Origin of the sequence: Limnohabitans sp., from assembly GCF_031539105.1 — a bacterium.
Classification (GTDB): Bacteria; Pseudomonadota; Gammaproteobacteria; order Burkholderiales; family Burkholderiaceae_C; genus Limnohabitans.
Map to the genome: position 1 here is coordinate 154427 of NZ_JAVKLM010000022.1, position 23349 is coordinate 177775.

Below are 23349 nucleotides of genomic sequence, written 5' to 3' on the forward strand. Positions count from 1 at the left end.
CCACATCTCTCCCTCCATGAGTGCCGTTTTGAAACCCGAAGTACGCCTAGAGCCGCTGACCGATGCGCTGCTGGACGACGTGCTGCGCATCGAAAAAAGCGCCTACGCCCATCCGTGGACACGCGGCAACTTCGCGGATTCGCTGAAGTCGGGTTACCAGCTGCTGGCGCTGATCGGGGGTGACACCTTGATTGGCTACTTTGTGGCCATGGAGGGCGTGGACGAAGTGCACTTGCTCAACATCACCGTCGCGCCACATTTTCAGGGCCAAGGCTACGGCGTGCTGATGCTTGATGCCTTGTCGCTCTGGGCACGCAGCCGTCAAGCCCAATGGCTGTGGCTAGAAGTGCGCGTGGGCAACACCCGCGCCATGCAGGTGTACGAGCGCTATGGTTACCGCCGTGTGGGCGAGCGCAAAAACTATTACCCCGCCGACCACGGCCAACGCGAGCATGCGGTGGTCATGTCGCTCAAGCTGTAAGCTATTGCCCATGACCGACACCTTGCACCTCGACAAACGCCAACGCGCCATGCTGGCCGAGATGGGCGTGCGCGTGTGGTCGCCGATGTCTGAGGCCGCCGTCATGGCAGCCCCTGTGAACGAAGCACACAGCTTTGCCGCTGCCAGCGAACTGGCCACACACGCCATTGCCAACGCCGCAGGCTTTGATACAGCAGCGCAGCAAATGCCTGCGCCTGTGGCCAAGGCCCAACCCGAAATTGCGCCAGCCCCCATCATCATTCAACGCCCCGAGGGTATCGACCAGATGGATTGGTCAGCCTTGCACAGCACGGTCTCGGGCTGCCAGGCCTGCAGCTTGTGCGGCTCTCGCCAAAACACCGTGTTTGGTGTGGGCGCTCCTGCCGTCGAAGGCGAAGCGCCGCAAGTCGATTGGCTCATCGTGGGCGAAACACCAGGCGAAGATGAAGACCATCAAGGCGAGCCATTTGTGGGCCAAGCCGGCAAGTTGCTCGACAACATGCTGGCGGCAATGAAGTTATCGCGCACAGGAGAGCGCACGGCAGAGGGCGGCGGCGTGTACATCGCCAACGTGCTCAAGTGCCGCCCACCTGGCAACCGCAACCCCAAGCCAGAAGAAGTGGCGCAGTGCTTGCCTTACCTTGAGCGTCAAGTGGCGTTGCTGAAACCCAAAATGATTTTGGCGATGGGCCGCTTTGCGGTGCAGGCCTTGTTGCGCGACAGCGTGCCAGAGCTAGAAGGCACGCCTTACGGCAAGCTGCGTGGGCGTGTGTACCAGTACCAGAACGTGCCGGTGGTGGTGACGTATCACCCCAACTACGTGCTGCGTAACTTGCCCGAGAAGGCCAAGGTGTGGGCTGACCTTTGTTTGGCTATGGCCCATCTCAAGGGTTCTGAGTAGCTTTTCGCTGTTGGTGTTTTTCGCTCGTGAGGGGTTCGCGCCGGAAGTGTTGACGCGACTTGGGTGCAGCGGCTTCCTCATGCTGGCGTACCAGAAATCCTCAGCCGCCGCACCCAAGTCGCGTCACTGTTTGCGGTTGAAACATGGCGTGCCGCAGTCTGTGGGCAAAGGCGGTGGGCAGGTGACGATTTCTGGTACCCCAGCATGAGGAACCTGCCCACCGCCTTTACCCACAGCGAGCTCAGCAGAAACCCACAACCAAGCCTTCTAAAATCACGTCATGACCTTTCTTGACATGCTCAGCGCTGCAGAGCGCCAAAACAACTCCATGCTCTGCGTGGGCCTTGACCCCGAACCCACCAAGTTCCCAGACCGCATCAAGGGCGACTCGAACAAAATTTACGATTTCTGCGCAGCCATCGTCGACGCCACTGCCGATGTGGTAAACAGCTTCAAACCTCAAATTGCCTACTTTGCTGCGCACCGCGCCGAAGGCCAGCTAGAGCGGTTGATGGAGCACATGCGCCGCGTTGCGCCCCATGTGCCCATCATTTTGGATGCCAAGCGCGGAGACATTGGCAGCACTGCCGAGCAATACGCCATCGAAGCGTTTGAGCGCTACGGCGCAGATGCGGTTACCCTCTCGCCTTTCATGGGCTGGGACTCGGTAGCGCCGTACTTGAAGTACCACGGCAAAGGCGCGTTTTTGTTGTGCCGCACCTCCAACCCCGGCGGTGACGACTTGCAAAACCAACGCCTCGCGTCCGTCGAAGGCCAGCCTTTGCTTTACGAACACATCGCCAAATTGGCCCAAGGTCCTTGGAACCTCAACGGCCAACTAGGCTTGGTGGTGGGCGCAACCTACCCCAAAGAAATCGAACGTGTGCGCGAACTCGCACCCACATTGCCCCTGTTAATTCCCGGTGTGGGCGCGCAAGGTGGCGATGCCGTGGCGACGGTGAAAGCAGGTTTGCGTCTGAGTGGTGACGTAAAGAACGCAGTGACCACCGGCCCCATCATCGTTAACTCTTCGCGTGCAATTTTGTATGCGTCTAAAGGCGACGATTTTGCGGATGCGGCGCGTCGTGTGGCGTTGCAAACGCGCGAGACCTTACAGGCTGCGAAAGCGGCTTAACTTTTAGCTCTGGAAGCGTGCGCGCAGGTAGGTCACGATGGCGGTCGAGTCTTGAAGCCACTGGGTGTGGCCGTTGGCGTCGATGATCTTCAAGCAAGGCACTTTGGTTGCACCACTGCCTTGCAGAAGTTCGTCGCGATTGGCAACGTGGTGTTGCGCATCACGCTTCTCAATCGGCAGCGACAAGCGGCGCATTTCTTGGCGCACCTTGATGCAAAACGGGCAGGTGTTGAACTGATACAGCGCTAAGCTTTGGCAGTGCAGGTCAATCGCAGCTTGCGCTGCAGCGTCACGCTGCATGCCCTTGGGGCTCGTGAGACGCTCTTTGACCAACATGACGGGGCCCAGCACGATACGCAGGGTTTTAAAAAATACACGGATGACAGGTTTCATGGGGGTGAATGGTAAGGCTTGATGACGCGCCATCGCATGGGTCGTGGACAATGGCACTTTTCATTCAAATCCTAGCCATGCAAATCATTCAAGACACGGCCGTCACCATCAAATACCAAGTCACCAGCCCCGCAGGCAAGCCTTTGGACTCGGGGCATTTGTCGTATTTGCACGGTGGCTACGAAAACATTTTTCCCAAGGTCGAAGCCGCACTCAATGGCCAAGCCCTGGGTTTTGCCGTCAAGCTGGATTTGAGCGCAGAAGATGCCTTTGGCGAACGTGACGAATCATTGGTGCGCGTCATCCCTAAGGCGGAATTTCCACCCGGCGTGAAAGTGGGAGGTCAGTTGCAAGGTGCGGGCGACGATGGCCAGCCGCGCGTGTTCAACGTGGTGAAGATCAAAGGCCCCGAAGTGCACCTAGACGGCAACCACGAGTTGGCGGGCCAGGCGCTGCGTTTCTGCTGCACCGTGACGGATGTGCGCGCCGCCACGGTTGAAGAAATTGCCCACCGCCACGTGCATGGCGCGCATGGGCATCAGCATTAAGCGTGGACGATGTCCCGCTTTAAGCTGGCGCTGAGTTGTCTAGCAAGCGCTTCAAGTACTTACCAGTAAAGCTGGCAGGGTTTGCTGCCAAGTCTTCCGGCGTGCCCACACCCACCACCGTGCCGCCACCGCTGCCGCCCTCTGGGCCCATGTCAATCAGCCAGTCGGCGGTTTTGATCACGTCGAGGTTGTGCTCGATGATCACGATGGTGTTGCCCGCATCACGCAGGTGTTGCAGCACTTTCAGCAGCAGCGCAATGTCTGCAAAGTGCAGGCCCGTGGTGGGCTCGTCCAAGATGTAGAGCGTGCGGCCCGTGTCGCGTTTGCTCAGCTCCAAGGCCAGCTTCACGCGTTGCGCTTCACCACCCGAAAGCGTGGTGGCGGCTTGGCCGAGTTGCAGGTACGACAAGCCTACGTCCATCAAGGTTTGCAGCTTGCGGGCGATGTTGGGCACGGCGTTGAAAAACTGCAAAGCGGCTTCTACGGTCAGCTCTAAAACCTGCGCGATGTTTTTGCCCTTGTACATGACCTCCAGCGTTTCGCGGTTGTAGCGCAAACCGTGGCACACATCGCAGGGCACATACACGTCGGGCAAGAAGTGCATTTCAACTTTCACCATCCCGTCGCCTTGGCAAGCTTCGCAGCGGCCACCGCCTGAGCCTGCGGCCACGTTGAAGCTGAATCGCCCAGGGCCATAGCCGCGTTCGCGGGCCATGGGCACTTCAGCCATCAACTCGCGGATGGGCGTGAACAGGCCGGTGTACGTGGCGGGGTTGCTGCGTGGCGTGCGGCCGATTGGTGATTGGTCGACGTTGATGACTTTGTCGAAATAGTCGAGGCCCGTGATTTCATCGTGTGCCGCTGGCTCGTCGTGTGCACGGTGAATGGTGTGCGCCGCTGCGGTGTACAGCGTGTCGTTGACCAGCGTGGACTTGCCAGAGCCCGACACACCCGTGACGCAGGTGAGCAAGCCCACAGGGAAATCAGCGGTGACGTTTTTGAGGTTGTTGCCACGCGCACCACGGATGCGAATGACTTGGTGCTCTGACGCATCTTTGTGCAGCTTGCGTTGGAACTTCAGCTCTTCGGCTTCCACAGGCAAAAAGGCGTTGCGCTTGGTCGGCACGTCGATGCGCAGTACTTGCGCGAGGTAGCGGCCCGTCAGTGAGTTGGGGTTGGCTTCAATCTCAGCGGGTGTGCCACGCGCCATCACTTGGCCACCGTGCACGCCCGCGCCGGGGCCCATGTCTACGCAAAAGTCGGCGGCGCGAATCATGTCTTCGTCGTGTTCCACCACCAGGACGCTGTTGCCAATGTCACGCAGGTGTTTGAGGGTGTCGATCAGGCGGTCGTTGTCTCGCTGATGCAGGCCAATGCTGGGCTCGTCCAGCACATACATTACGCCCGTCAGGCCCGAGCCAATTTGGCTGGCCAAACGAATGCGCTGCGCTTCGCCGCCCGACAGGGTGTCGGCACTGCGGTCGAGGCTGAGGTAGTTCAAACCCACGTCGTTTAAGAACTTCAAGCGTGAGGCAATTTCGCGCACCACTTTGTCTGCAATTTCGGCTTTGGCGCCGTGCAGTTGGAGCGTGTTGAAGTAGCCAAAGCATTCGCCCAGCGTGGTGTGGCTGATGTCGAAAATGCCGCGCATTTGATCGCCTTCGCCAATGCGTACATTGCGTGCTTCGCGGCGCAGGCGTGTGCCGCCGCAGGATGTACACGCACGCACGCCGCGGTAGCGCGACAGGTCTTCGCGCACCACGGTCGAATCGGTTTCGCGGTAGCGGCGCTCCATGTTGACCAAGATGCCTTCGAAGGGGTGCTTCTTACTCAGCTTTTTGCCAGAGCCGTTTTCAAGGCTGTAGTTGAATTTGATTTCTTCTTCGCCCGAGCCATACAACAGCACTTGGCGAGTCTCTATGCTCAGGTCTTCGAACGGTGTGTCGAGGTCAAACTTGTAGTGCTTGGCCAAGCTCTCCAGCAGGGTGAAGTAATGCGCGTTGCGGCGGTCCCAGCCTTTGATGGCGCCGCTGCCAAGGCTGAGCGACGGAAACGCCACCACGCGTGCAGGGTCGAAATAGTCTTGGTGGCCTAAGCCGTCGCACGAAGGGCAAGCGCCCACGGGTGAGTTGAACGAGAACAAACGCGGCTCAAGTTCACTGATGGAATACGTGCACTGCGGGCAAGAAAACTTGGCGTTGAACGCGTGCTCCACGCCCGTGTCCATCTCTAGCGCAATGGCGCGGCCTTCCGCCAAACGCAGCGCGGCTTCAAGGCTCTCGGCCAAACGCTGGCGCAGGCCGGGCGGCGGGGCGGTGACTGTCACGTCGCCAATGCTGGGCGCTGCCACAGGGGTAGGAACGGCTGGCGCTTCGTGGCGCACTTTGATGCGGTCCACCACCACGTCGATGTCGTGCTTCTCGGTTTTCTTCAGCTCGGGCAGTTCGTCGTATTCGTACACCTTGCCCTCAATGCGGAAGCGCACATAGCCCTGCGCTTGCAGCTGCGTGAAGATTTCGCTGTACTCACCCTTGCGGTTGCGCGCGATGGGCGCGAGCAGCATGAGCTTGGTGTCTTCGGGCAGCGCCATGACGGCGTCCACCATTTGCGACACGCTTTGCGCTTGCAGCGGCAGTTGATGGTCGGGGCAATAGGGCGTGCCCGCGCGGGCAAACAGCAAGCGCAGGTAGTCGTGAATTTCGGTCACCGTGCCGACGGTCGAGCGCGGGTTGTGGCTGGTGGCTTTTTGCTCAATGCTGATGGCGGGCGACAGGCCCTCAATCAGGTCCACATCGGGCTTGTCCAAGCGGCCCAAAAACTGGCGGGCGTAGGCCGAGAGGCTTTCCACATAACGGCGCTGGCCTTCGGCATACAGCGTGTCAAACGCGAGGCTGGATTTGCCCGAACCCGACAAACCCGTGATGACCACCAGCTGGTTACGCGGAATGTCGAGGTCGATGTTTTTCAGGTTGTGCGTGCGCGCCCCGCGAATGCTGATGTTTCGCATGGCAGATGGATGGTTCAGGGCAAGGCCAAGGTAGGCGCCGTCAGAAGATTCGTTCACAGGACACTCAAATAAAAGGGCAACCCGCCATGATAGTGGCGGCGCGTGTCATTGGCTAGGAATGCGGGACAATGGCAGGCTGTGACGATGAATTTAACCCCCGACCCCACGCTGGACCAAAGCCCCACCATGACGCGCACCGAGCTGCGCGCCAGTGGCTCGCTCGCGTCCATTTTTGCCTTGCGCATGTTGGGTTTGTTTTTGGTGTTGCCCGTATTTGCACTGGAAGCGCGCAAATACCCAGGCGGGGATGACCCCGCGCTGATTGGCTTGGCCATGGGTATTTATGGCCTCACGCAAGGCCTGTTGCAAATTCCGTTTGGCATGGCGTCTGACCGTTTGGGGCGCAAGCGTGTGATTGTTTTTGGCCTGCTGATTTTTGCTTTGGGCAGCTTGATCGCTGGCAGTGCCGACACCTTGACGGGTTTGCTGGTAGGCCGCTCGGTGCAAGGCGCAGGCGCGGTGTCTGCCGCAGTGACCGCCCTGTTGGCTGATCTGACCCGCGACAGCGTGCGTACCAAAGCCATGGCCTTGGTGGGCGCCAGCATTGGGTTGATGTTTGCCTTGTCGCTGGTGGTGTCGCCCGTGATTGCGGCGCACATTGGTTTGTCGGGCTTGTTTGTGTTGACGGCAGTGCTGGCTCTCTTGGGCACGGCCGTGGTGGTGTGGGGCGTGCCGGCTGAGCCTATGGCGCACAAAGACGCCGCCCGCGGTGGCCTGCGCCAAGTGCTGTCTAGCCCCGCGCTGCTGCGCTTGAACATCGGTGTGTTTGTGTTGCACGCAGTGCAGCTGGCCATGTGGGTGGCGATTCCCGCTTTTTTGGTGCAAGCTGGATTGGGCAAAGACGACCATTGGCAAATTTATTTGCCTGCTGTGCTGGGCTCGTTCGTGTTGATGGGAAGCATCTTTGCGCTTGAGCGACGCGGCTATTTGCGGGCGGTGTTTTTAGGCGCCATTGCCTTGATTGCCTTGGTGCAAGTGGCGCTGCTGTGGGTGTCGTCGGGTGCTCCCAGTGTGATGTGTTTGGCTTGGTTGCTGTTTGCCTTCTTTTGCGGCTTCAACGTGTTGGAGGCGACGCAGCCCAGTTTGGTGTCGCGCATTGCGCCCGCTGCGTCTCGTGGCGCGGCCATGGGCGTGTACAACACCTTGCAATCGTTGGGTTTTTTTGCCGGTGGTGTTATGGGCGGTCAGCTCGTCAAAAGCTACGGCACACAAGGCCTGTTTTTAACTTGCGCGGCACTCATGCTGCTGTGGCTGGTGGTAGCTTGGCCCATGGTGGCGCCTAAGCGAGCGGCCCCTTCCGCAAAGACCTCATAATTAGCCCCTATCTGGAGGAATTTACCCATGGCATCCGTTAACAAAGTCATCCTCGTCGGCAACTGCGGCCGCGACCCCGAAGTGCGCTACCTGCCCAGCGGCCAAGCCGTGGCCAACGTGAGCGTGGCCACATCAAGCCGCCGCAAAGACAAAAACAGCGGCGAGATGATTGAAGACACACAGTGGCATCGCGTCACGTTCTATGACCGCTTGGCCGAAATCGCCGGCGAATACGTCAAAAAAGGCCGCCCCATTTACGTGGAAGGCCGCTTGAAGTACGGCGTGTACACCGACAAAACCACAGGCGTGGAAAAAAACACCGTCGACATCATTGCCACTGAGTTGCAACTCTTGGGCGGCCGTGAAGGCATGGGTGGTCCAAGTGGTGGTGGCGAAGAAGGCGGCGGTGGCTACAGCCGCCCAGCAGCCGCATCTCGCGCTGCAGCACCGGCAGCGCAACGCCCAGCGGCGGCTGCGCCGGCCAAGGGTGGGTTTGATGACATGGATGACGACATTCCGTTTTAATCAGTCGACGCAAACTAAGCGCCCAACAAAAAACCGACTAGCGAGAGCCAGTCGGTTTTTTTCGTCTGTCATTTGTTAGCAGGCTCAGTACTTTTTGACGTTTTCAAGTGTCTCTTGCGCAATCCAACCAATGCGCCCCTCAGCGTCCATACGCTGAATGTCTTCCAGCGCCACGCGCATGACTTCGTTTTCTTGCTCTAACTTGTAGACGCGGTTGCGCAAATTGCTCGCGTCTAGCCACGAGCCAATGGCGCTGAGCAAGCGTGCAACAAAGACGCCCCAATTAGGCATGTGAGTGTTCTACCCCTGCAGCGCTGGCAATGACCCCGCCGCCCATACACACCTCACCGTCATACAACACAGCCGATTGGCCAGGTGTGACGGCCCACTGAGGGTCATCAAAGGCGAGCACCAGCTCGCCTTCGTCGTTGTAGCTCAGCGCGCACGGTGCATCGGCTTGGCGGTAGCGGGTTTTGGCGGCGTAGCGGCCGGGGGCCGGGGCATGCGGTGCACACCAGCTCAGATCGTCCGCGTGCAGTGCGTCGTAGAGCAACCAAGGGTGGTCGTGGCCTTGCACCACGTACAAGGTGTTGGTGGCCAAGTCTTTGCGGGCCACAAACCACGGCTGGTGTTCACCAGCGCCGCGCAATCCGCGGGCGCGGAGTGCGTCCATGTCTGCACCTTTGGCTTTGAGGCCACCAATGCCTAATCCTTGGCGTTGGCCGAGTGTGTAAAAACTCAAGCCCACGTGTGTGCCAATTTTGCGGCCGCGCTCGTCTTTGATGGGGCCGGGCTCGTTGGCGATGTAGCGGTTTAAGAACTCGCGGAAAGGGCGCTCGCCAATAAAGCAAATGCCTGTGGAGTCTTTTTTCTTGGCGTTGGGCAAGCCTATTTCATCCGCAATTCGGCGCACTTCGGTTTTGTGCAGCTCGCCCACGGGGAACAAGGTTTTAGAGAGTTGCGCTTGGTTCAATCGGTGCAAAAAGTAGCTTTGGTCTTTGCTCGGGTCCAAGCCTTTGAGCAGTTGAAACTCGCCGTCCACTTCGCGGACGCGGCAATAGTGGCCGGTGGCAATCTTTTCAGCGCCTAGGCGCATGGCGTGGTCTAAAAACGCTTTGAACTTGATTTCGGCGTTGCACAAGATGTCGGGGTTGGGTGTGCGGCCGCCTTGGTACTCGCGCAAGAACTCGGCGAACACGCGGTCTTTGTATTCGGCGGCAAAGTTGACGTGTTCAATCTCAATGCCAATGACGTCGGCCACGGCGGCAGCGTCGACGAAGTCGATGTTGGACGAGCAGTATTCGCTGTCGTCATCGTCTTCCCAGTTTTTCATGAAGATGCCGACGACGTCGTAGCCTTGTTGCTTCAACAGGTAGGCGCTGACGGCGGAGTCCACCCCGCCGCTCAAGCCCACCACTACACGTTTGTTATTTGCCATGCGGCAATTATCCCTTTGCGGCGCTCAGCACACTGGGGTCGGTGTAAATCATGTCAAGTGGAAAGCGCTGCCCAGCCAAGTGGTCTTCCATGCAGCGCAACACCAGCGGGCTGCGCAAGCGGTGCACGTTGGCGCGAACCTCATCGGGCGTCATCCACAGGGTGCGCACGATGCCTTTGTCTAGCTTAGCCCCTGGCACTTGGTCGCTTAGCTCGCCGCAAAACGCGAGGCGAAAGTAGGTCACGTCTTCAGCCGCGCGGCCTTCGCGTGCGGGGCGTTGCAAGCGCGAGATGTAAATGCCAACTAGCGCGGTGGGTTTGAACGTGTGGGTGGTTTCTTCCAGCGCCTCGCGGGCGCAGCCGTCTTCGGGTGACTCGCCTGGGTCTAGGTGTCCCGCAGGGTTGTTCAGGCGCAAGCCTTCGGGCGTGTGCTCTTCAATCAACATGTAATGACCGTCGCGTTCAATGATGGCGGCGACGGTGACACTGGGCTTCCAACGTTTATTCATTTGGCCATTATCTTTCGGGTTATTCCGCCTCTGGCGCCTTTGTAAAGTCGTGTAACCTTGCGCCACCCTGACATAGGTAAAACTTCAAAAAGACAGCAATAGGCAACTGCATGAACTCTACACAAAAGCCATGGTTAAGCGCCTACCCAGAAGGCGTTTCCGCAGAAGTTGACATCACCGCTTACAGCTCGTTGGTGGACTTGATGCAAGAGAGCTTTCGCAAGTACGGCGACCGCACGGCATTCAGCTTCCTTGGCAAAGGCCTGACCTACAAAGAGCTCGACCGTTTGAGCCAAGTGTTTGCTGCGTACTTGCAAAGCTTGGGGCTGGTGTTTGGCGACCGCGTGGCCATCATGCTGCCCAACGTGTTGCAGTACCCCATTGCCGTGGCCGCTGTGCTGCGTGCGGGATTTGTGGTGGTCAACATTAACCCGCTTTACACGCCGCGCGAGCTCGAAGCGCAGCTCAAGGACTCAGATGCCAAAGCCATCGTGATTCTTGAGAACTTTGGCGCCACCTTGCAAGAGTGCTTGGCCCGTACACCCGTCAAGCATGTGGTGTTGTGCGCCATGGGCGACCAATTGGGTTGGCTCAAAGGCACCCTGGTGAACCATGTGGTGCGCAAAGTTAAAAAATTGGTGCCCTCATTCGAGTTGCCCACGGCTGTGCGTTTCAACGACACCTTGGTGCAAGGCGAACGCTGCACACTGACCTCACCCGAAATTCATGGCGACCATTTGGCCGTGTTGCAATACACAGGGGGCACCACGGGTGTGGCCAAAGGGGCCGAGCTGTTGCACCGCAATGTGATGGCCAATATGTTGCAAGCATCTGCGTGGTTTCAACCTGCGCTCAAGCGCATTCCGGCCAACGAAGTGCCGACCTTTATTTGCCCGTTGCCGCTGTATCACATCTTCGCGTTCACGCTCAACATCATGGCCTGTATGCGCATGGGTGGCTGCTCGGTGCTCATCCCTAATCCACGCGATTTGCCAGCGGTGTTCAAAGAGCTGACCAAGCATCGTTTTCATGTGTTCCCTGCGGTGAACACACTGTTCAACGCTTTGGCCAACCACCCCAATTTCAACAAGGTGGATTGGTCGCACTTGGTGGTGTCTGTGGGTGGCGGCATGGCCGTGCAAGGCCCAGTGGCGCGCTTGTGGCTAGAAAAAACAGGCAACCCAATTTGCGAAGCCTATGGTTTGTCAGAAACCAGCCCAGCCGCCAGTGGCAACCCCGTGACCAACAAAGCCTTCAACGGCTCGATTGGCGTGCCTTTGCCTAGCACCGACATGAAAATCATCGACGACGAGGGCAACGAAGTGCCCGTTGGCACCCCTGGCGAAATCGCCATTCGCGGTCCGCAGGTGATGGCTGGCTACTGGCAGCGTCCCGATGAAACCGCCCGCGTGATGACGGCCGATGGCTTCTTTAAGTCTGGTGACGTGGGAGTGATGGACGAGCACGGCTACTTCCGCATCGTGGACCGCAAGAAAGACATGATCTTGGTGAGCGGCTTCAACGTCTATCCCAACGAGGTCGAAGAAGTGGTCGCAGGTTTGGCAGGTGTGATGGAGTGCGCGGTGATTGGCATTCCAGACGAGCACTCAGGCGAAGCCGTGAAGCTGGTGGTGGTCAAGAAAGACCCAAGCCTGACAGAAGAACAAGTGCTGGAGCACTGCCGCCACAACCTGACAGGCTACAAGCGCCCACGCGTGGTGGAGTTCCGCACAGAGCTGCCCAAAACGCCCGTGGGCAAAGTGCTGCGGCGCGAACTGCGCGACAAAACACCCGCATGAGCCGCATCGCGCTCGTGAGCGCCATGCACGAAGAGCTGGCCGCTGTGCTGGCCCGCATGCCTGACGAACAAAAATCCGTGGTGGCTGGTCGTGAATTTTGGGCAGGCCACTGGCATGGCCACGAGGTGGTGGCGGTGCTTTCGCGCATCGGCAAAGTGGCCGCAGCCACCACAGCCACTACCTTGATTGAACGCTTTGGTGTGAGCCGCATGGTGTTTACTGGCGTGGCGGGCGGATTGGCTCCGCAAGTAAATGTGGGCGATGTGGTTGTGGCGCGCGAATTTATTCAACACGACATGGATGCGTCGCCTTTGTTTCCGCGCCACGAAGTGCCCTTGACCGGCATGACACGTTTTGTTGCAGATGAGGCGTTGAGCAACGCCTTGGCGATTGCTGCGCCTTTGGCCATGCAAGACATGTTGGCGACGTTGCCGCACAGTGAGTGGCTCAATTTAGATTTAGCCAAGGCCCAAGTGCATCAAGGCTTGATTGCCAGCGGGGATCGTTTTGTGTCGCAAACACTTGAGAGTCAAGCTTTGCAACGTGAGCTACCCGATGCTTTGGCAGTCGAGATGGAGTGCGCAGCCATGGCGCAGGTGTGCCACGACTACGGCGTGCCTTTGGCGGCCGTGCGCACCATTTCAGACCGTGCCGACGACGCGGCGCATGTGGACTTTCCCCGCTTTATCCAAAGCATTGCCAGCCGTTACAGCGTGGCGGTGCTCGACTGCCTGCTGTCTGCGCTACCCCGCTAATTACTTGAGCCAGCCGCGCTTGCGGAAGTACCACATGGGCACCAAGGCGCTGGCGATCATGAGGCCCAAGGCCATGGGATAGCCCCAGGTCTTATCGAGCTCTGGCATGAACTGGAAGTTCATGCCGTAAATGCTGGCAATCAAGGTGGGTGGCAGCAAAGCCACGCTGGCCACCGAGAAGATCTTGATGATTTTGTTCTGGTTGATGTTGATGAAACCCACGGTTGCATCCATCAAGAAGTTGATCTTGTCGAACAGAAATGCCGTGTGGTTGTCGAGCGACTCAATGTCACGCAAGATTTGGCGGGCTTCTTCAAACTGGTCGGCGTTGAGCATGCGCGAGCGCATCATGAAGCTCACCGCGCGGCGGGTGTCCATGACGTTGCGGCGAATGCGGCCGTTCAAGTCTTCTTGGCGGGCAATGGCGCCCAGCACTTCGCCGGCTAGCTCGTCGGTCACGTCTTCAGAGAGCACCAATTTACCGGCTTTTTCTAGCTGGTCGTAAATGCCTTCGAGCGTGTCGGCGGAGTATTCGGCGTCGGCGTCAAACAGTTTGAGCAACACATCTTTGTCGTCTTCAATCAGGCCAGGTGCCCGACGAGCGCGCATGCGCAGCAGGCGGAACACAGGCACGTCTTCATCGTGAATCGAGAACAACACGCCACGGCTGCGCAGTGAGGCGTTGTTTTGGTTCAAGATAAACGCCACACGCACGGTGCGGGGTTCGTCTTCGTCGGCGATCAAAAAGTCGCTGCGGATGTGAAGTTCGCCGTTGTCTTCTTCGTAGAAGCGGGCCGATTCCTCAATGTCCTCGTCCATCGCGTCTTCGGGGATGGAGAGTTCGTAGTACTGCTTGATCCAGCGTTTTTCCTCAAGCGTGGGTGCTTCGAGGTCAACCCAGATGGGTTGGAATTTGGAGAGTTCTTCCAGCGATTCGATCTCTTCTTGAAAGAGTCGACCGTTGGCCAGCGTGAAGATATTGAGCATGGCAGTCCTTGCGCGTGGGGCACAGAAATTCGAAGGGTGAAAAATGCAGCTTTCGAATTCGCGCGGCGTCTAAGGCCCTGATGCGATCCGAAAGCTACCGACTAGGGTAGGTTTCCAAGGAGATGGCTCCGCTGTTGAGGTGGGCAGATTATGGCACTGCATAGTTATATGCCTACGGGTTTTCCGTAGGGTGTTTTTGTGCGGTTTTTGAGTTCAACCCATTGCCTTTTCTAAAAGCTGGGCGCATAGTGAAAGCGCTAACTCAACGGAGGTTTTTTATGAACTTGACGATCAGTGGACATCATCTGGAAGTAACCCCAGCCTTGCGCACCTATGTGACAGGCAAGCTAGACCGCATCACCCGACATTTCGATCAAGTGGTCGACGTGAAAGTGCTGCTGAGCATTGAGAACCAAACCGAGAAAGAACGTCGTCAAAAAGCCGAATGCAACATTCATGTGAAAGGTAGCGATATGTTTGCCGAAAGCGCACATGAAGACATGTACGCCGCCGTGGATGAATTGGTCGACAAACTCGATCGCCAAGTGGTTCGCCACAAGGACCGCCTGCAAAACCACCATCACGAGAGCCCCAAGCGGTTGATGTGAGCCTTCGGAGACTTCTCAAAACCGCCATTAAATGGCGGTTTTGTCGTTTCTGGGCTTCTTGGTTTGTAGGTGCATAATCTGCGCTCAACCATGAACCGCCTAGCTTCCATTCTTCCCGCCGCACAAGTTCTTGTGCGTGTCGAGGTCACCAGTAAAAAGCGCGCCTTTGAAGAGGCGGGCTTGTTGTTTGAGGGCCTGCACGGCCTCAACCGCGCTTTTGTGGCCGAGAGCTTGTTTGCGCGTGAGCGTTTGGGCTCTACGGGCTTGGGCCACGGGGTGGCGATTCCGCATGGTCGCATCAAGGGCTTGAAGTCACCCATGGCGGCAGTGTTTCAGCTGGACAAGGCGATTGGCTTTGATGCGCCAGACGAGCAGCCCGTGAATTTGCTCATCTTTTTGTTGGTGCCAGAGGCCTCCACGCAAAAGCACCTTGAAATCTTGTCGGAAATTGCCGAGCTGCTCAGCGACACGGGCTTGCGCGAAAAAATCAAAACCTGTGATGATGCTGTGGAACTCCACCGCATCATCTCGACCTGGAACGCGGTGCCGCTGTGAGACCGTCAGTCATCAGCGCGGATGTGCTGTTTGAGGCCTTTCGCGGTCGACTGCGTTGGGAATGGATTGCAGGCTTAGGCGCCTCAGAACGCCACTTTGACGAAGTGGCTGTGCGCAGCGCACGTTCAGGCGCCGACTTGGTGGGCTACCTCAACTACATCCATCCTTACCGCGTGCAAGTGCTGGGCGAGCGTGAAGCCAATTACGTCAGCAAAGCTACACCCGAAGACAGCGCCCGTCGTATTGCGCGCATCGTCACCTTGGAGCCCCCCATGTTGGTGCTGGCCGATGGTCAGCAGCCCACGGAAGCCTTGGTGGCCATGTGCGAGCGCGCACAAATCCCCTTGTTTGCCACCCATGAGTCGGCGGCGTTTGTCATTGATTTATTGCGTGCTTATTTGTCTAAGCACTTTGCTGACCGGACCACCATGCACGGTGTGTTCATGGATATTTTGGGTTTGGGCGTGATGATCACGGGCGAGTCTGGCTTGGGCAAAAGCGAGCTGGGCTTGGAGCTGATTTCGCGCGGCAACGGTTTGGTGGCAGATGACGCGGTGGATTTGTACCGCATCAACCAAACCACCATCGAGGGCCGCTGCCCCGAGCTGCTGCAAAACTTGCTGGAAGTACGCGGTATCGGCTTGCTTGATATTCGTGCCATCTTTGGCGAAACGGCAGTTCGCCGCAAGATGCGTTTGAAGCTCATCGTGCATTTGGTGCGCAAAGAAACCCTAGAGCGCGATTACGAACGGTTGCCCCACGAGCCACTGACCCAAGACGTATTGGGCGTGCCGGTGCGCAAAGTGGTGATTCAAGTGGTGGCTGGCCGCAACATTGCGGTGTTGGTGGAAGCCGCGGTGCGCAACTCGATTCTGCAGTTGCGCGGCGTGGACACGTACCAAGAGTTCATCGCGCGTCACCAACGCGCCATGCAGCAGGGCTAAGCCTTACTTGCCCGAAGGGCGGTGTTCGCAGTTCTTTTTGCGGCAGTGGGCATACAAACTCAAAGCGTGGTCTGCAATCTCAAATCCATGGCGCTTGGCTACTTTCACCTGAAGCGCTTCGATTTCTTCGTCATGAAACTCTTCCACGCGGCCACAGTCTAGGCACACCAAATGGTCGTGGTGCTCGCCCTCGTTGAGCTCGTACACCGCGCGTTCGCTCTCAAAGTGGCTGCGTTTCAAAATGTCGGCTTGCTCGAACTGCATCAGCACGCGGTAGACCGTGGCAATACCAATGTCCATGTTTTGCAACATCAAATGGCGATACACGTCCTCGGCCGTCATGTGGCGCTGGGTGCCTTGTTGGAACAGTTCCAAAATTTTCAGGCGAGGTGCGGTGGCCTTCAGGCCAATGCTTTTGAGGTCGTCTGGATGTGCCATTTTGTCTTTCGCTTGGCAGTGGAAACAGGCCCACCGCTACAATGATCGAATCATAGCCTTAGCGCCTCATTCGGCCTTTCACACCATGTTTGAATCCTGTCGAAACGCCTCTGTTTTTTTGCGTCAGCAGCGCAGTCTTTTCACGTTGGCTTGCGTGGTCGCAGTGCTTGGCTTGACGGCTTGTTCGTCCAACCTCATTTACAAACCCGAAGTCGTGCAGGGCAACTTTGTGTCGCGTGAGCAAGTGCAGGCTTTACGTGCAGGCATGCCCCGTCAGGCGGTGCGAGACGTGTTGGGCACGCCGTTGGTGACCAGTTTGTTCCATGCCGAGCGTTGGGACTATGCTTTCACGATCCGCCGTCAAGGTACAGAGCCGCAACAGCGTCGCTTCAGTGTATTTTTCAAAGGCGATGCACTTGACCGCATCGAGGGCGACGCATTGCCCACCGAAGCAGAATTTGCAGCCAAGCTCGACACGCGCCGAGCCTCTAGGAAAGTGCCCGAGCTCAAAGCGACCGAGGCTGACTTGGCTAAGTTCCCTGCCAAGCCCGCCTCTGCGGCTGGCTCGGCGCAACCAACTGCCCCAACTGCTCCCGTTTCTTACCCACCGCTCGAAGCGGCTCGTTGATTATTGAAAGCGCCTCAACACCATGGCCCAAACTCCTGACATCTTGAAAGTTGCCATCGCTGGCGCCAGTGGCCGCATGGGCCACATGCTGATTGAGGCAGTGCGCAATGACCCCGCTTGCCAACTGGCGGGCGCTTTGGATGTGCCAGCAAGCCCCGGCATTGGCAACGATGCCACGGGCTTTTTAGGCCAAGCCAGCGGTGTGAACATCGAAGCCGATGTGCGCAAAGGTTTGCAACATAGCCAAGTGCTGATTGACTTCACCCGTCCAGAAGGCACGTTGGCGCATTTGAAAATTTGCCGCGAGTTGGGTGTGAAGTTGGTCATTGGTACCACCGGTTTTACGGACGCGCAAAAAGCTGAAATTGCCGAAGCCGCCAAAGACATCGCCATCGTCATGGCGCCCAACATGAGCGTGGGTGTGAACGTGACCTTGAAGCTTTTGCAAATGGCGGCGCAAGCTATGCCCACCGGCTACGACATTGAAATCATTGAAGCCCATCACCGCCACAAGGTAGACGCGCCTTCGGGCACCGCTCTCAAAATGGGCGAAGTGATTGCCGACGCGATTGGTCGCGACCTCAAAGATTGCGCCGTGTACGAGCGTTACGGCCACACCGGCGAACGCGACCCTTCGACCATCGGTTTTTCGACCATCCGTGGCGGCGACATTGTGGGCGACCACACGGTGCTGTTTGCTGGCATTGGTGAGCGCATCGAGATCACGCACAAGTCATCAAGCCGCGCCACCTATGCCCAAGGCAGCTTGCGCGCTGCCAGCTTTTTGGCAGGCAAAAACAAAGGCTTGTTCGACATGTTTGACGTGCTGAACCTGCGCTAAGCAGCATGGACTTCTTCGCCACCATTTTTGAAGGCGACGCCCTCAGCATCACCTTGGCCCTTGCTTTGCTGGCCATGTCGGTGGCGAGTTGGACGGTTATTTTTTACAAAGCGTGGTTGCTGCGACGCGTGAGTGCAGATGTGGCCCACGGCAAAGCCGCTTTCTGGCAAGCGCGTGATGTGCAACAAGGTATTCAGGCGTTGGTGGCGGTCGATCGTGCCGCCGTGTTGCTGCCTTTGGCACAAGCCAACTTGCAGCTCATGCCCAACACTTTGGGCGCGCAAGGCGATGTGTCAGCGCAGCGTACGCGCGTGTTGCGCGACGCTTTACACGGCGTGTTGCACCGTTTGCAATCGGGCCAAGTGTTGTTGGCCACGGTGGGTTCCACCGCTCCGTTTGTGGGTTTGCTGGGCACCGTGTGGGGCATTTATCACGCACTCACTGGCATCGCTACCGCAGGCCAGCTCACCATCGAGCGCGTGGCTGGCCCCGTTGGTGAAGCCTTGGTCATGACCGCCGCTGGCTTGGCTGTGGCGTTGCCAGCGGTGCTGGCTTTTAACGTGATGGGCCGCGTCATTCAACGCTTGGAGCAAGAGCTGGAAGGCTTTGCCCACGACCTGCGAGAGCTCTGATGGCCTTCGGACGTTTTGAGCGCACGCCGGGCCAAACGCCCATGAGCGACATCAACGTCACCCCCTTGGTCGACGTCATGATGGTGTTGCTGGTCATTTTCATTATCACCGCACCCTTGATGGTCAGCGCTTTGAAGCTAGATTTGCCCAAAACTGATGGCGCACAGGCCAGTAGCGCACCGCCAAGGTTCGTCAAACTCAGCATCGATGCCAAAGGCGTGGTGTATCTAGACGACAAGGCTACGTCGCTGGACGACCTCAAACGCAGCCTGAATGCCCAAGCCTCCAAGGCTTTGGCGGTGGAACGCGGCGAATTGCCCGAGGTGCAGCTGCGCGCCGACGAGCGCGTGCCCTACGGCAAAGTGGTCGAAGTCATGGGTCTTGCCCAGCAAGCGGGCATGAACCGCATTGGCTTTGTGACTGAGCGCAAACAGCCCTCGGCCAAGCCCTGAGCTAGCCCCGAACCCAGCCTAAAATCTAGGTTTGATGCGCCTTGCCTTTTTAAGGCGCTGCTCCCCGCACAAGACGGGGTTCTCTGACTGATCCCATGCAAGACAAATACAACCACACCGAGGTCGAACGCGCCGTTCAGGCCGCTTGGACCCATGCCGACGCTTACCGCGTGACCGAAGACGCGTCCAAGAAAAAGTTTTACGCCTGCTCCATGCTGCCTTACCCCAGCGGCAAGCTGCACATGGGCCACGTGCGCAACTACACCATCAACGACATGCTCACGCGCAATTTGCGCATGAAGGGCTTCAACGTCTTGATGCCCATGGGGTGGGACGCTTTTGGTTTGCCCGCTGAAAACGCCGCGCTGAAAAACTGCGTGCCACCAGCCAAGTGGACGTATGAAAACATCGCCTACATGAAGAAGCAAATGCAGGCGATGGGCTTGGCCATCGACTGGTCACGTGAAGTGGCCACCTGCGACCCGACGTATTACAAGTGGAACCAATGGCTGTTCTTGAAGATGCTCGAAAAAGGCATTGCTTACCGCAAGACCCAAGTGGTGAACTGGGACCCGGTGGACCAAACCGTGTTGGCCAACGAGCAAGTGATTGATGGCAAAGGCTGGCGCACGGGCGCACCGGTTGAGAAGCGCGAAATTCCTGGCTACTACCTGAACATCACCCACTACGCGCCTGAGTTGTTGGAGCACGTGCAAATGGGCAACGACAAAGCCACGTTGAATGGCTGGCCTGACAAAGTTCGCTTGATGCAAGAGAACTGGATTGGCAAGTCTGAGGGTGTGCGCTTTGCGTTCACGCACGACATCCGTGGCACAGATGGTTCGTTGATCGGATCATCGGAAAACTCACCCGAAGGTGAGTTGGGAAAAATGTATGTGTTCACCACACGCGCCGACACCATCATGGGCGTCACCTTCTGCGCGGTAGCTGCAGAGCATCCATTGGCGCTGCACGCTGCGGCGACCAACCCCGCAATGGCAGCCTTTCTCGAAGAATGCAAAAGCGGCGGTACGACCGAAGCTGAGCTGGCCACGCAAGAGAAAAAGGGCATGCCCACGGGCTTGTTTGTGACGCATCCATTGACCGGTGCAAGCGTTGAAGTGTGGGTGGGCAACTATGTGCTCATGTCTTACGGCGATGGTGCTGTGATGGGCGTGCCTGCGCATGACGAGCGTGACTTTGCCTTCGCTTTGAAATACGACTTGCCCATCAAGCAAGTGGTGTCGGTCAAAGACCAAGTGTTCAACGACCAAGAATGGCAAGAGTGGTACGCCGACAAGCAAAGTTGCGTCTGCGTGAACTCCGGCGAACTCAACGGTCTGAACCAAAAAGCAGCCGTCAACAAAGTGGCCGAGCTGTTGGCTGCCAAGGGTCTAGGCGAGAAGAAAACCACGTGGCGTTTGCGCGACTGGGGCATCAGCCGCCAGCGCTACTGGGGCACGCCTATCCCCATCATCCATTGCGACGAACACGGCGCTGTGCCTGTGCCTGAAAAAGATTTGCCCGTGGTGCTGCCGCAAGACTGCATCCCCGATGGCTCGGGCAACCCGTTGCATAAGCACGAAGGCTTCCATGCGGGTGTGACTTGCCCCGTGTGCGGCAAACCCGCGCGCCGCGAGACCGACACGATGGACACGTTTGTGGATTCGTCGTGGTACTTCATGCGCTATTGCGACCCGACCAATACCGATGCGATGGTGGCTGAAGGTGCGCAGTACTGGGCACCGATGGACCAATACATTGGCGGCATTGAGCACGCCATCCTGCACTTGCTTTACGCCCGTTTCTGGACCAAGGTCATGCGCGACATGGGGCTGGTCAAAGTGGACGAGCCCTTCACCAAGCTGCTCACGCAAGGCATGGTGCTCAACCACATTTACTCACGCCGTACGGCGAAGGGTGGCAAAGACTATTTCTGGCCACACGATGTTGAGCACGTGCTCGACGATGCGGGCAAAGTGGTGGGCGCTAAGCTGAAGAACGCAGCCGACAGCAGCGATGGCAAATTGCCCGTGGGCACTGCCATCGACTACGAGGGCGTGGGCACCATGTCCAAGTCGAAAAACAACGGCGTGGACCCACAAGACCTGATCGAGCGTTACGGCGCCGACACCGCACGTTTGTACACCATGTTCACCGCGCCGCCCGAAGCCACGCTGGAGTGGAACGATGCGGCGGTGGAAGGCAGCTATCGTTTCTTGCGCCGTGTGTGGAACTTCGCTGTCAAACACGAAGTCACCCTCAAGGCTGCTACCGCTGGCAATTTAAGCGCTGCCAAGCCACGCAAAGAAGCTGCCGATTTGCGCCGTGACATGCACGTGGTGTTGAAGCAAGTCAGCTACGACTATGAGCGCATGCAATACAACACCGTGGTGTCGGGTTGCATGAAGTTGCTCAATGCTTTGGAAGATTTCAAAACCGACGGCAGCAACGGCGACAACGCCGTGTTGTGCGAAGGCGTGTCCATTTTGCTGCGCATGCTCTACCCCGCTTGCCCGCACATCAGTGCCAACTTGTGGACCGAGCTGGGCTACGCAGCCAAGACGGGCGACTTGCTTGACACCGCTTGGCCTGAGGTGGATGAGTCTGCTTTGGTGCGCGATGAGTTAGAGCTGATGCTGCAAATCAACGGCAAGCTGCGTGGCTCTGTCACCGTCAGCGCCACGGCGAGTAAAGAGCAAATCGAGCAAGCCGCATTGGCCACTGAAGCTTTCATCAAACAGGCTGACGGCGCTGCACCTAAAAAGGTCATCGTGGTGCCTGGCCGCTTGGTCAACATCGTTGTTTAAAGGTTGATATGCAAACCACACGTCGCGCTTGGTTGATGTCCACCGCCCTCGCTGCAGGGCTGGCGGGGTGTGGGTTTGAGTTGCGTAAGCCGCCGCGCTACGCGTTCAGCACGCTGTACAGCAGCATTCCGATCGTGTCGCCGTTTGGTGTGAAGCTCAAGCGCAGCTTGGAGTCTTCGGGGCAGGTGGAGGTCATCAACGACCCACGTCAAATTGAACGAGCCGAAGTCATCTTTGACCAGCTGTTTGAATTGCGCGAGAAGGTGGTTGTAGGCCGCACTTCGACGGGTGCTATTCGTGAATTTCAGTTGCGTTTGCGTTACCGTTTTCGTGTGCGTTCGCGCAATGGCATTGAGTTGATTCCCGATACAGAAATCACGCTCAACCGCGACATCAACTTCAACGAAACCGGCGCTCTGTCCAAAGAGTCCGAAGAAGCCTTGCTCTACAAAGACATGGAAAACGACTTGGTGTTGCAAATTCAACGCCGCTTGGCCGCGATTCGTCAGAATTAAATGCAAGTCGCCAGCGCTCAATTTGCCAACCACTTGCAAACGCAGGCTACCAAAGGCTTGCGCAGCCTCTACACGTTTTATGGTGACGAGCCTCTGTTGCAACAAGAGGCCTTAGATGCGCTGCGCAATACGGCGCGTGCACAAGGGTTTACCGAGCGCAATGTGTACACCGTGGCTGGTGCTCACTTTGATTGGGGCGAAGTGCTGGCTGCGGGCGGCTCCATGAGTTTGTTTGCCGACAAACAGTTGATTGAAATTCGCATTCCCTCGGGCAAGCCTGGCAAAGAGGGCAGCACGGCTTTGCAACACATTGCAGAGTTGGCGGTGGGCAATGACAGCACCCTCACCGTGGTGCTGTTACCGCGCCTCGACAAAGCCACCAAAAGTTCAGCGTGGTTCAGTGCGCTAGAAAACAACGGCATCAGCGTACAGATTGACCCGGTGGAACGCCACGCTTTGCCCACGTGGATTGCGCAACGTTTGAGTGCGCAGCAACAACGCGTGGCCTCAGGCGAAGCGGGTCAACACACCTTGCAGTTTTTTGCTGAGCGTGTGGAAGGCAACTTGTTGGCAGCCCACCAAGAAATTCAAAAGCTTGCGCTGTTGTATCCAGAAGGCGAGTTGAGCTTTGAGCAAGTCGAACGTGCCGTGTTGAACGTGGCGCGCTACGACGTGTTCAAACTTTCAGAGGCGGTGCTCAGTGGCCAGCCTCTGCGCGTGCAGCGCATGCTCGACGGTTTGAAGGCCGAGGGTGAAGCTGAGGTTCTGGTGCATTACACGCTGGCCGAAGAAATTCGCGCCTTGAAGCGCGTCAAAGATGCGGTGGCTTCTGGCAAGGCTTTGCCGATGGCTTTGCGCGAGCAGCGCATTTGGGGCCCACGTGAGCGTTTGTTTGAGCGTGTGTTGCCGCGCTTGAGCGTCGGTATGCTCGACAAACTGTTGCAGTCGGCCCATCAGGTCGATGGCATTGTCAAAGGTTTGAAAACACCAGAATGGCCGGCCGACAACTGGCAGGCCCTGCACCGTTTGGCCATGCGCTTGTGTCGCGCTTGTATGCCGCGCAACGCTTAATTAG

The 23349-nt window shown here is 57.8% G+C and carries 25 protein-coding genes; 18 read left to right on the forward strand and 7 right to left on the reverse strand.

The window, feature by feature from the left end:
* The first annotated feature begins 16 nt into the window (after positions 1-16).
* The 3 genes from rimI (at position 17) to pyrF (ending at position 2517) form a co-directional block, all read left to right on the forward strand.
* Positions 17-481: a ribosomal protein S18-alanine N-acetyltransferase gene (gene rimI / locus RMR24_RS06525; RefSeq protein ID WP_310614273.1), complete on the forward strand. Its 465-nt coding sequence runs from the start codon at positions 17-19 to the stop codon at positions 479-481.
* 10 nt (positions 482-491) lie between these two features.
* Positions 492-1382, forward strand: a complete 891-nt coding sequence (locus RMR24_RS06530) for a uracil-DNA glycosylase (RefSeq protein ID WP_310614274.1) — start codon at positions 492-494, stop codon at positions 1380-1382.
* Between the two features lie 280 nt (positions 1383-1662).
* Complete coding sequence (pyrF, locus tag RMR24_RS06535) at positions 1663-2517, forward strand: orotidine-5'-phosphate decarboxylase (protein WP_310614275.1); 855 nt, start codon at positions 1663-1665, stop codon at positions 2515-2517.
* Positions 2518-2520: 3 nt separating this feature from the next.
* Here the strand turns inward: pyrF and RMR24_RS06540 are convergent, their stop codons facing one another.
* A complete protein-coding gene (locus tag RMR24_RS06540; protein ID WP_310614276.1) occupies positions 2521-2910 on the reverse strand; it encodes a glutathione S-transferase N-terminal domain-containing protein in 390 nt (129 codons plus the stop codon).
* 77 nt (positions 2911-2987) lie between these two features.
* Between RMR24_RS06540 and RMR24_RS06545 the strand changes: the two genes are divergently transcribed.
* Positions 2988-3458, forward strand: coding sequence for a peptidylprolyl isomerase (locus RMR24_RS06545; protein WP_310614277.1), 471 nt, complete (start codon positions 2988-2990; stop codon positions 3456-3458).
* Between the two features lie 19 nt (positions 3459-3477).
* Here RMR24_RS06545 and uvrA read toward each other — a convergent pair whose 3' ends face one another.
* Positions 3478-6465, reverse strand: a complete 2988-nt coding sequence (uvrA, locus tag RMR24_RS06550; RefSeq protein WP_310614338.1) for an excinuclease ABC subunit UvrA — start codon at positions 6463-6465, stop codon at positions 3478-3480.
* A gap of 186 nt (positions 6466-6651) precedes the next feature.
* Here uvrA and RMR24_RS06555 point away from each other — a divergent pair, with 186 nt between their 5' ends.
* Complete coding sequence (locus RMR24_RS06555) at positions 6652-7839, forward strand: MFS transporter (RefSeq protein WP_310614339.1); 1188 nt, start codon at positions 6652-6654, stop codon at positions 7837-7839.
* A gap of 27 nt (positions 7840-7866) precedes the next feature.
* Positions 7867-8364 (forward strand): single-stranded DNA-binding protein, encoded by a 498-nt coding sequence (gene ssb, locus RMR24_RS06560; RefSeq protein ID WP_310614278.1) that lies wholly within the window; start codon positions 7867-7869, stop codon positions 8362-8364.
* An 84-nt stretch (positions 8365-8448) separates the two neighbouring features.
* Here the strand turns inward: ssb and RMR24_RS06565 are convergent, their stop codons facing one another.
* From RMR24_RS06565 to RMR24_RS06575, 3 genes are read right to left on the reverse strand one after another with little or no spacing between them, the layout of a single operon-like run.
* Positions 8449-8655, reverse strand: coding sequence for a hypothetical protein (locus tag RMR24_RS06565; RefSeq protein ID WP_310614279.1), 207 nt, complete (start codon positions 8653-8655; stop codon positions 8449-8451).
* Entirely contained in the window at positions 8648-9802 is a 1155-nt protein-coding gene (gene mnmA, locus RMR24_RS06570) for a tRNA 2-thiouridine(34) synthase MnmA (RefSeq protein WP_310614280.1), read from the reverse strand. The genes RMR24_RS06565 and mnmA overlap by 8 nt, the downstream gene beginning before the upstream one ends.
* Before the next feature lie 7 nt (positions 9803-9809).
* Positions 9810-10310 (reverse strand): NUDIX hydrolase, encoded by a 501-nt coding sequence (locus RMR24_RS06575; RefSeq protein ID WP_310614281.1) that lies wholly within the window; start codon positions 10308-10310, stop codon positions 9810-9812.
* Positions 10311-10420: 110 nt separating this feature from the next.
* Here RMR24_RS06575 and RMR24_RS06580 point away from each other — a divergent pair, with 110 nt between their 5' ends.
* Positions 10421-12109: a long-chain-fatty-acid--CoA ligase gene (locus tag RMR24_RS06580; RefSeq protein ID WP_310614282.1), complete on the forward strand. Its 1689-nt coding sequence runs from the start codon at positions 10421-10423 to the stop codon at positions 12107-12109.
* Positions 12106-12864, forward strand: a complete 759-nt coding sequence (locus tag RMR24_RS06585) for a 5'-methylthioadenosine/adenosylhomocysteine nucleosidase (RefSeq protein ID WP_310614283.1) — start codon at positions 12106-12108, stop codon at positions 12862-12864. Before RMR24_RS06580 ends, RMR24_RS06585 begins: the two co-directional genes overlap by 4 nt.
* Here RMR24_RS06585 and corA read toward each other — a convergent pair whose 3' ends face one another.
* Positions 12865-13851 (reverse strand): magnesium/cobalt transporter CorA, encoded by a 987-nt coding sequence (gene corA, locus RMR24_RS06590; protein WP_310614284.1) that lies wholly within the window; start codon positions 13849-13851, stop codon positions 12865-12867. It lies immediately after the preceding gene.
* Positions 13852-14129: 278 nt separating this feature from the next.
* On the opposite strand from corA, the gene hpf reads away from it, so the two are divergent.
* The 3 genes from hpf to hprK all read left to right on the forward strand — a co-directional run bounded on the left by hpf (position 14130) and on the right by hprK (position 15958).
* A complete protein-coding gene (gene hpf / locus RMR24_RS06595) occupies positions 14130-14459 on the forward strand; it encodes a ribosome hibernation-promoting factor, HPF/YfiA family (RefSeq protein WP_104800461.1) in 330 nt (109 codons plus the stop codon).
* Between the two features lie 90 nt (positions 14460-14549).
* Complete coding sequence (locus tag RMR24_RS06600) at positions 14550-15014, forward strand: PTS sugar transporter subunit IIA (RefSeq protein ID WP_310614285.1); 465 nt, start codon at positions 14550-14552, stop codon at positions 15012-15014.
* Positions 15011-15958, forward strand: a complete 948-nt coding sequence (gene hprK, locus RMR24_RS06605; protein WP_310614286.1) for an HPr(Ser) kinase/phosphatase — start codon at positions 15011-15013, stop codon at positions 15956-15958. Before RMR24_RS06600 ends, hprK begins: the two co-directional genes overlap by 4 nt.
* Before the next feature lie 3 nt (positions 15959-15961).
* Here hprK and fur read toward each other — a convergent pair whose 3' ends face one another.
* Positions 15962-16396 carry a ferric iron uptake transcriptional regulator gene (gene fur / locus RMR24_RS06610; protein ID WP_310614287.1) on the reverse strand — a complete coding sequence of 145 codons (435 nt, stop codon included), beginning with the start codon at positions 16394-16396 and terminating at the stop codon, positions 15962-15964.
* Between the two features lie 85 nt (positions 16397-16481).
* Here fur and RMR24_RS06615 point away from each other — a divergent pair, with 85 nt between their 5' ends.
* The 7 genes from RMR24_RS06615 (at position 16482) to holA (ending at position 23345) form a co-directional block, all read left to right on the forward strand.
* Positions 16482-17024, forward strand: coding sequence for an outer membrane protein assembly factor BamE (locus tag RMR24_RS06615; protein WP_310614288.1), 543 nt, complete (start codon positions 16482-16484; stop codon positions 17022-17024).
* A gap of 22 nt (positions 17025-17046) precedes the next feature.
* The gene (dapB, locus tag RMR24_RS06620; RefSeq protein WP_310614289.1) at positions 17047-17865 is read left to right on the forward strand and encodes a 4-hydroxy-tetrahydrodipicolinate reductase; all 819 of its coding nucleotides are present in this window, start codon (positions 17047-17049) and stop codon (positions 17863-17865) included.
* Positions 17866-17870: 5 nt separating this feature from the next.
* Positions 17871-18497 (forward strand): MotA/TolQ/ExbB proton channel family protein, encoded by a 627-nt coding sequence (locus RMR24_RS06625; protein ID WP_310614290.1) that lies wholly within the window; start codon positions 17871-17873, stop codon positions 18495-18497.
* The gene (locus RMR24_RS06630; RefSeq protein WP_310614291.1) at positions 18497-18949 is read left to right on the forward strand and encodes a biopolymer transporter ExbD; all 453 of its coding nucleotides are present in this window, start codon (positions 18497-18499) and stop codon (positions 18947-18949) included. The genes RMR24_RS06625 and RMR24_RS06630 overlap by 1 nt, the downstream gene beginning before the upstream one ends.
* Positions 18950-19044: 95 nt before the next feature.
* Positions 19045-21759 (forward strand): leucine--tRNA ligase, encoded by a 2715-nt coding sequence (gene leuS / locus RMR24_RS06635; RefSeq protein ID WP_310614292.1) that lies wholly within the window; start codon positions 19045-19047, stop codon positions 21757-21759.
* Positions 21760-21767: 8 nt separating this feature from the next.
* Entirely contained in the window at positions 21768-22274 is a 507-nt protein-coding gene (gene lptE / locus RMR24_RS06640; RefSeq protein ID WP_310614293.1) for an LPS assembly lipoprotein LptE, read from the forward strand.
* Complete coding sequence (gene holA, locus RMR24_RS06645) at positions 22275-23345, forward strand: DNA polymerase III subunit delta (RefSeq protein WP_310614294.1); 1071 nt, start codon at positions 22275-22277, stop codon at positions 23343-23345.
* The last annotated feature ends 4 nt before the right edge of the window (positions 23346-23349 follow it).

What these genes read in the sequence shown, in the direction of transcription:
- RMR24_RS06555 (WP_310614339.1), top strand. Translation starts at nt 6,652, where the DNA reads ATGACGCGCACCGAGCTGCGCGCCAGTGGCTCGCTCGCGTCCATTTTT.
- corA (WP_310614284.1), bottom strand. Translation starts at nt 13,851, where the DNA reads ATGCTCAATATCTTCACGCTGGCCAACGGTCGACTCTTTCAAGAAGAG.
- RMR24_RS06580 (WP_310614282.1), top strand. Translation starts at nt 10,421, where the DNA reads ATGAACTCTACACAAAAGCCATGGTTAAGCGCCTACCCAGAAGGCGTT.
- hpf (WP_104800461.1), top strand. Translation starts at nt 14,130, where the DNA reads ATGAACTTGACGATCAGTGGACATCATCTGGAAGTAACCCCAGCCTTG.
- lptE (WP_310614293.1), top strand. Translation starts at nt 21,768, where the DNA reads ATGCAAACCACACGTCGCGCTTGGTTGATGTCCACCGCCCTCGCTGCA.
- RMR24_RS06565 (WP_310614279.1), bottom strand. Translation starts at nt 8,655, where the DNA reads ATGCCTAATTGGGGCGTCTTTGTTGCACGCTTGCTCAGCGCCATTGGC.
- leuS (WP_310614292.1), top strand. Translation starts at nt 19,045, where the DNA reads ATGCAAGACAAATACAACCACACCGAGGTCGAACGCGCCGTTCAGGCC.
- dapB (WP_310614289.1), top strand. Translation starts at nt 17,047, where the DNA reads ATGGCCCAAACTCCTGACATCTTGAAAGTTGCCATCGCTGGCGCCAGT.
- RMR24_RS06540 (WP_310614276.1), bottom strand. Translation starts at nt 2,910, where the DNA reads ATGAAACCTGTCATCCGTGTATTTTTTAAAACCCTGCGTATCGTGCTG.
- RMR24_RS06530 (WP_310614274.1), top strand. Translation starts at nt 492, where the DNA reads ATGACCGACACCTTGCACCTCGACAAACGCCAACGCGCCATGCTGGCC.
- pyrF (WP_310614275.1), top strand. Translation starts at nt 1,663, where the DNA reads ATGACCTTTCTTGACATGCTCAGCGCTGCAGAGCGCCAAAACAACTCC.
- rimI (WP_310614273.1), top strand. Translation starts at nt 17, where the DNA reads ATGAGTGCCGTTTTGAAACCCGAAGTACGCCTAGAGCCGCTGACCGAT.
- fur (WP_310614287.1), bottom strand. Translation starts at nt 16,396, where the DNA reads ATGGCACATCCAGACGACCTCAAAAGCATTGGCCTGAAGGCCACCGCA.
- RMR24_RS06600 (WP_310614285.1), top strand. Translation starts at nt 14,550, where the DNA reads ATGAACCGCCTAGCTTCCATTCTTCCCGCCGCACAAGTTCTTGTGCGT.
- RMR24_RS06545 (WP_310614277.1), top strand. Translation starts at nt 2,988, where the DNA reads ATGCAAATCATTCAAGACACGGCCGTCACCATCAAATACCAAGTCACC.
- RMR24_RS06585 (WP_310614283.1), top strand. Translation starts at nt 12,106, where the DNA reads ATGAGCCGCATCGCGCTCGTGAGCGCCATGCACGAAGAGCTGGCCGCT.
- RMR24_RS06575 (WP_310614281.1), bottom strand. Translation starts at nt 10,310, where the DNA reads ATGAATAAACGTTGGAAGCCCAGTGTCACCGTCGCCGCCATCATTGAA.
- RMR24_RS06630 (WP_310614291.1), top strand. Translation starts at nt 18,497, where the DNA reads ATGGCCTTCGGACGTTTTGAGCGCACGCCGGGCCAAACGCCCATGAGC.
- RMR24_RS06625 (WP_310614290.1), top strand. Translation starts at nt 17,871, where the DNA reads ATGGACTTCTTCGCCACCATTTTTGAAGGCGACGCCCTCAGCATCACC.
- mnmA (WP_310614280.1), bottom strand. Translation starts at nt 9,802, where the DNA reads ATGGCAAATAACAAACGTGTAGTGGTGGGCTTGAGCGGCGGGGTGGAC.
- holA (WP_310614294.1), top strand. Translation starts at nt 22,275, where the DNA reads ATGCAAGTCGCCAGCGCTCAATTTGCCAACCACTTGCAAACGCAGGCT.
- ssb (WP_310614278.1), top strand. Translation starts at nt 7,867, where the DNA reads ATGGCATCCGTTAACAAAGTCATCCTCGTCGGCAACTGCGGCCGCGAC.
- RMR24_RS06615 (WP_310614288.1), top strand. Translation starts at nt 16,482, where the DNA reads ATGTTTGAATCCTGTCGAAACGCCTCTGTTTTTTTGCGTCAGCAGCGC.
- uvrA (WP_310614338.1), bottom strand. Translation starts at nt 6,465, where the DNA reads ATGCGAAACATCAGCATTCGCGGGGCGCGCACGCACAACCTGAAAAAC.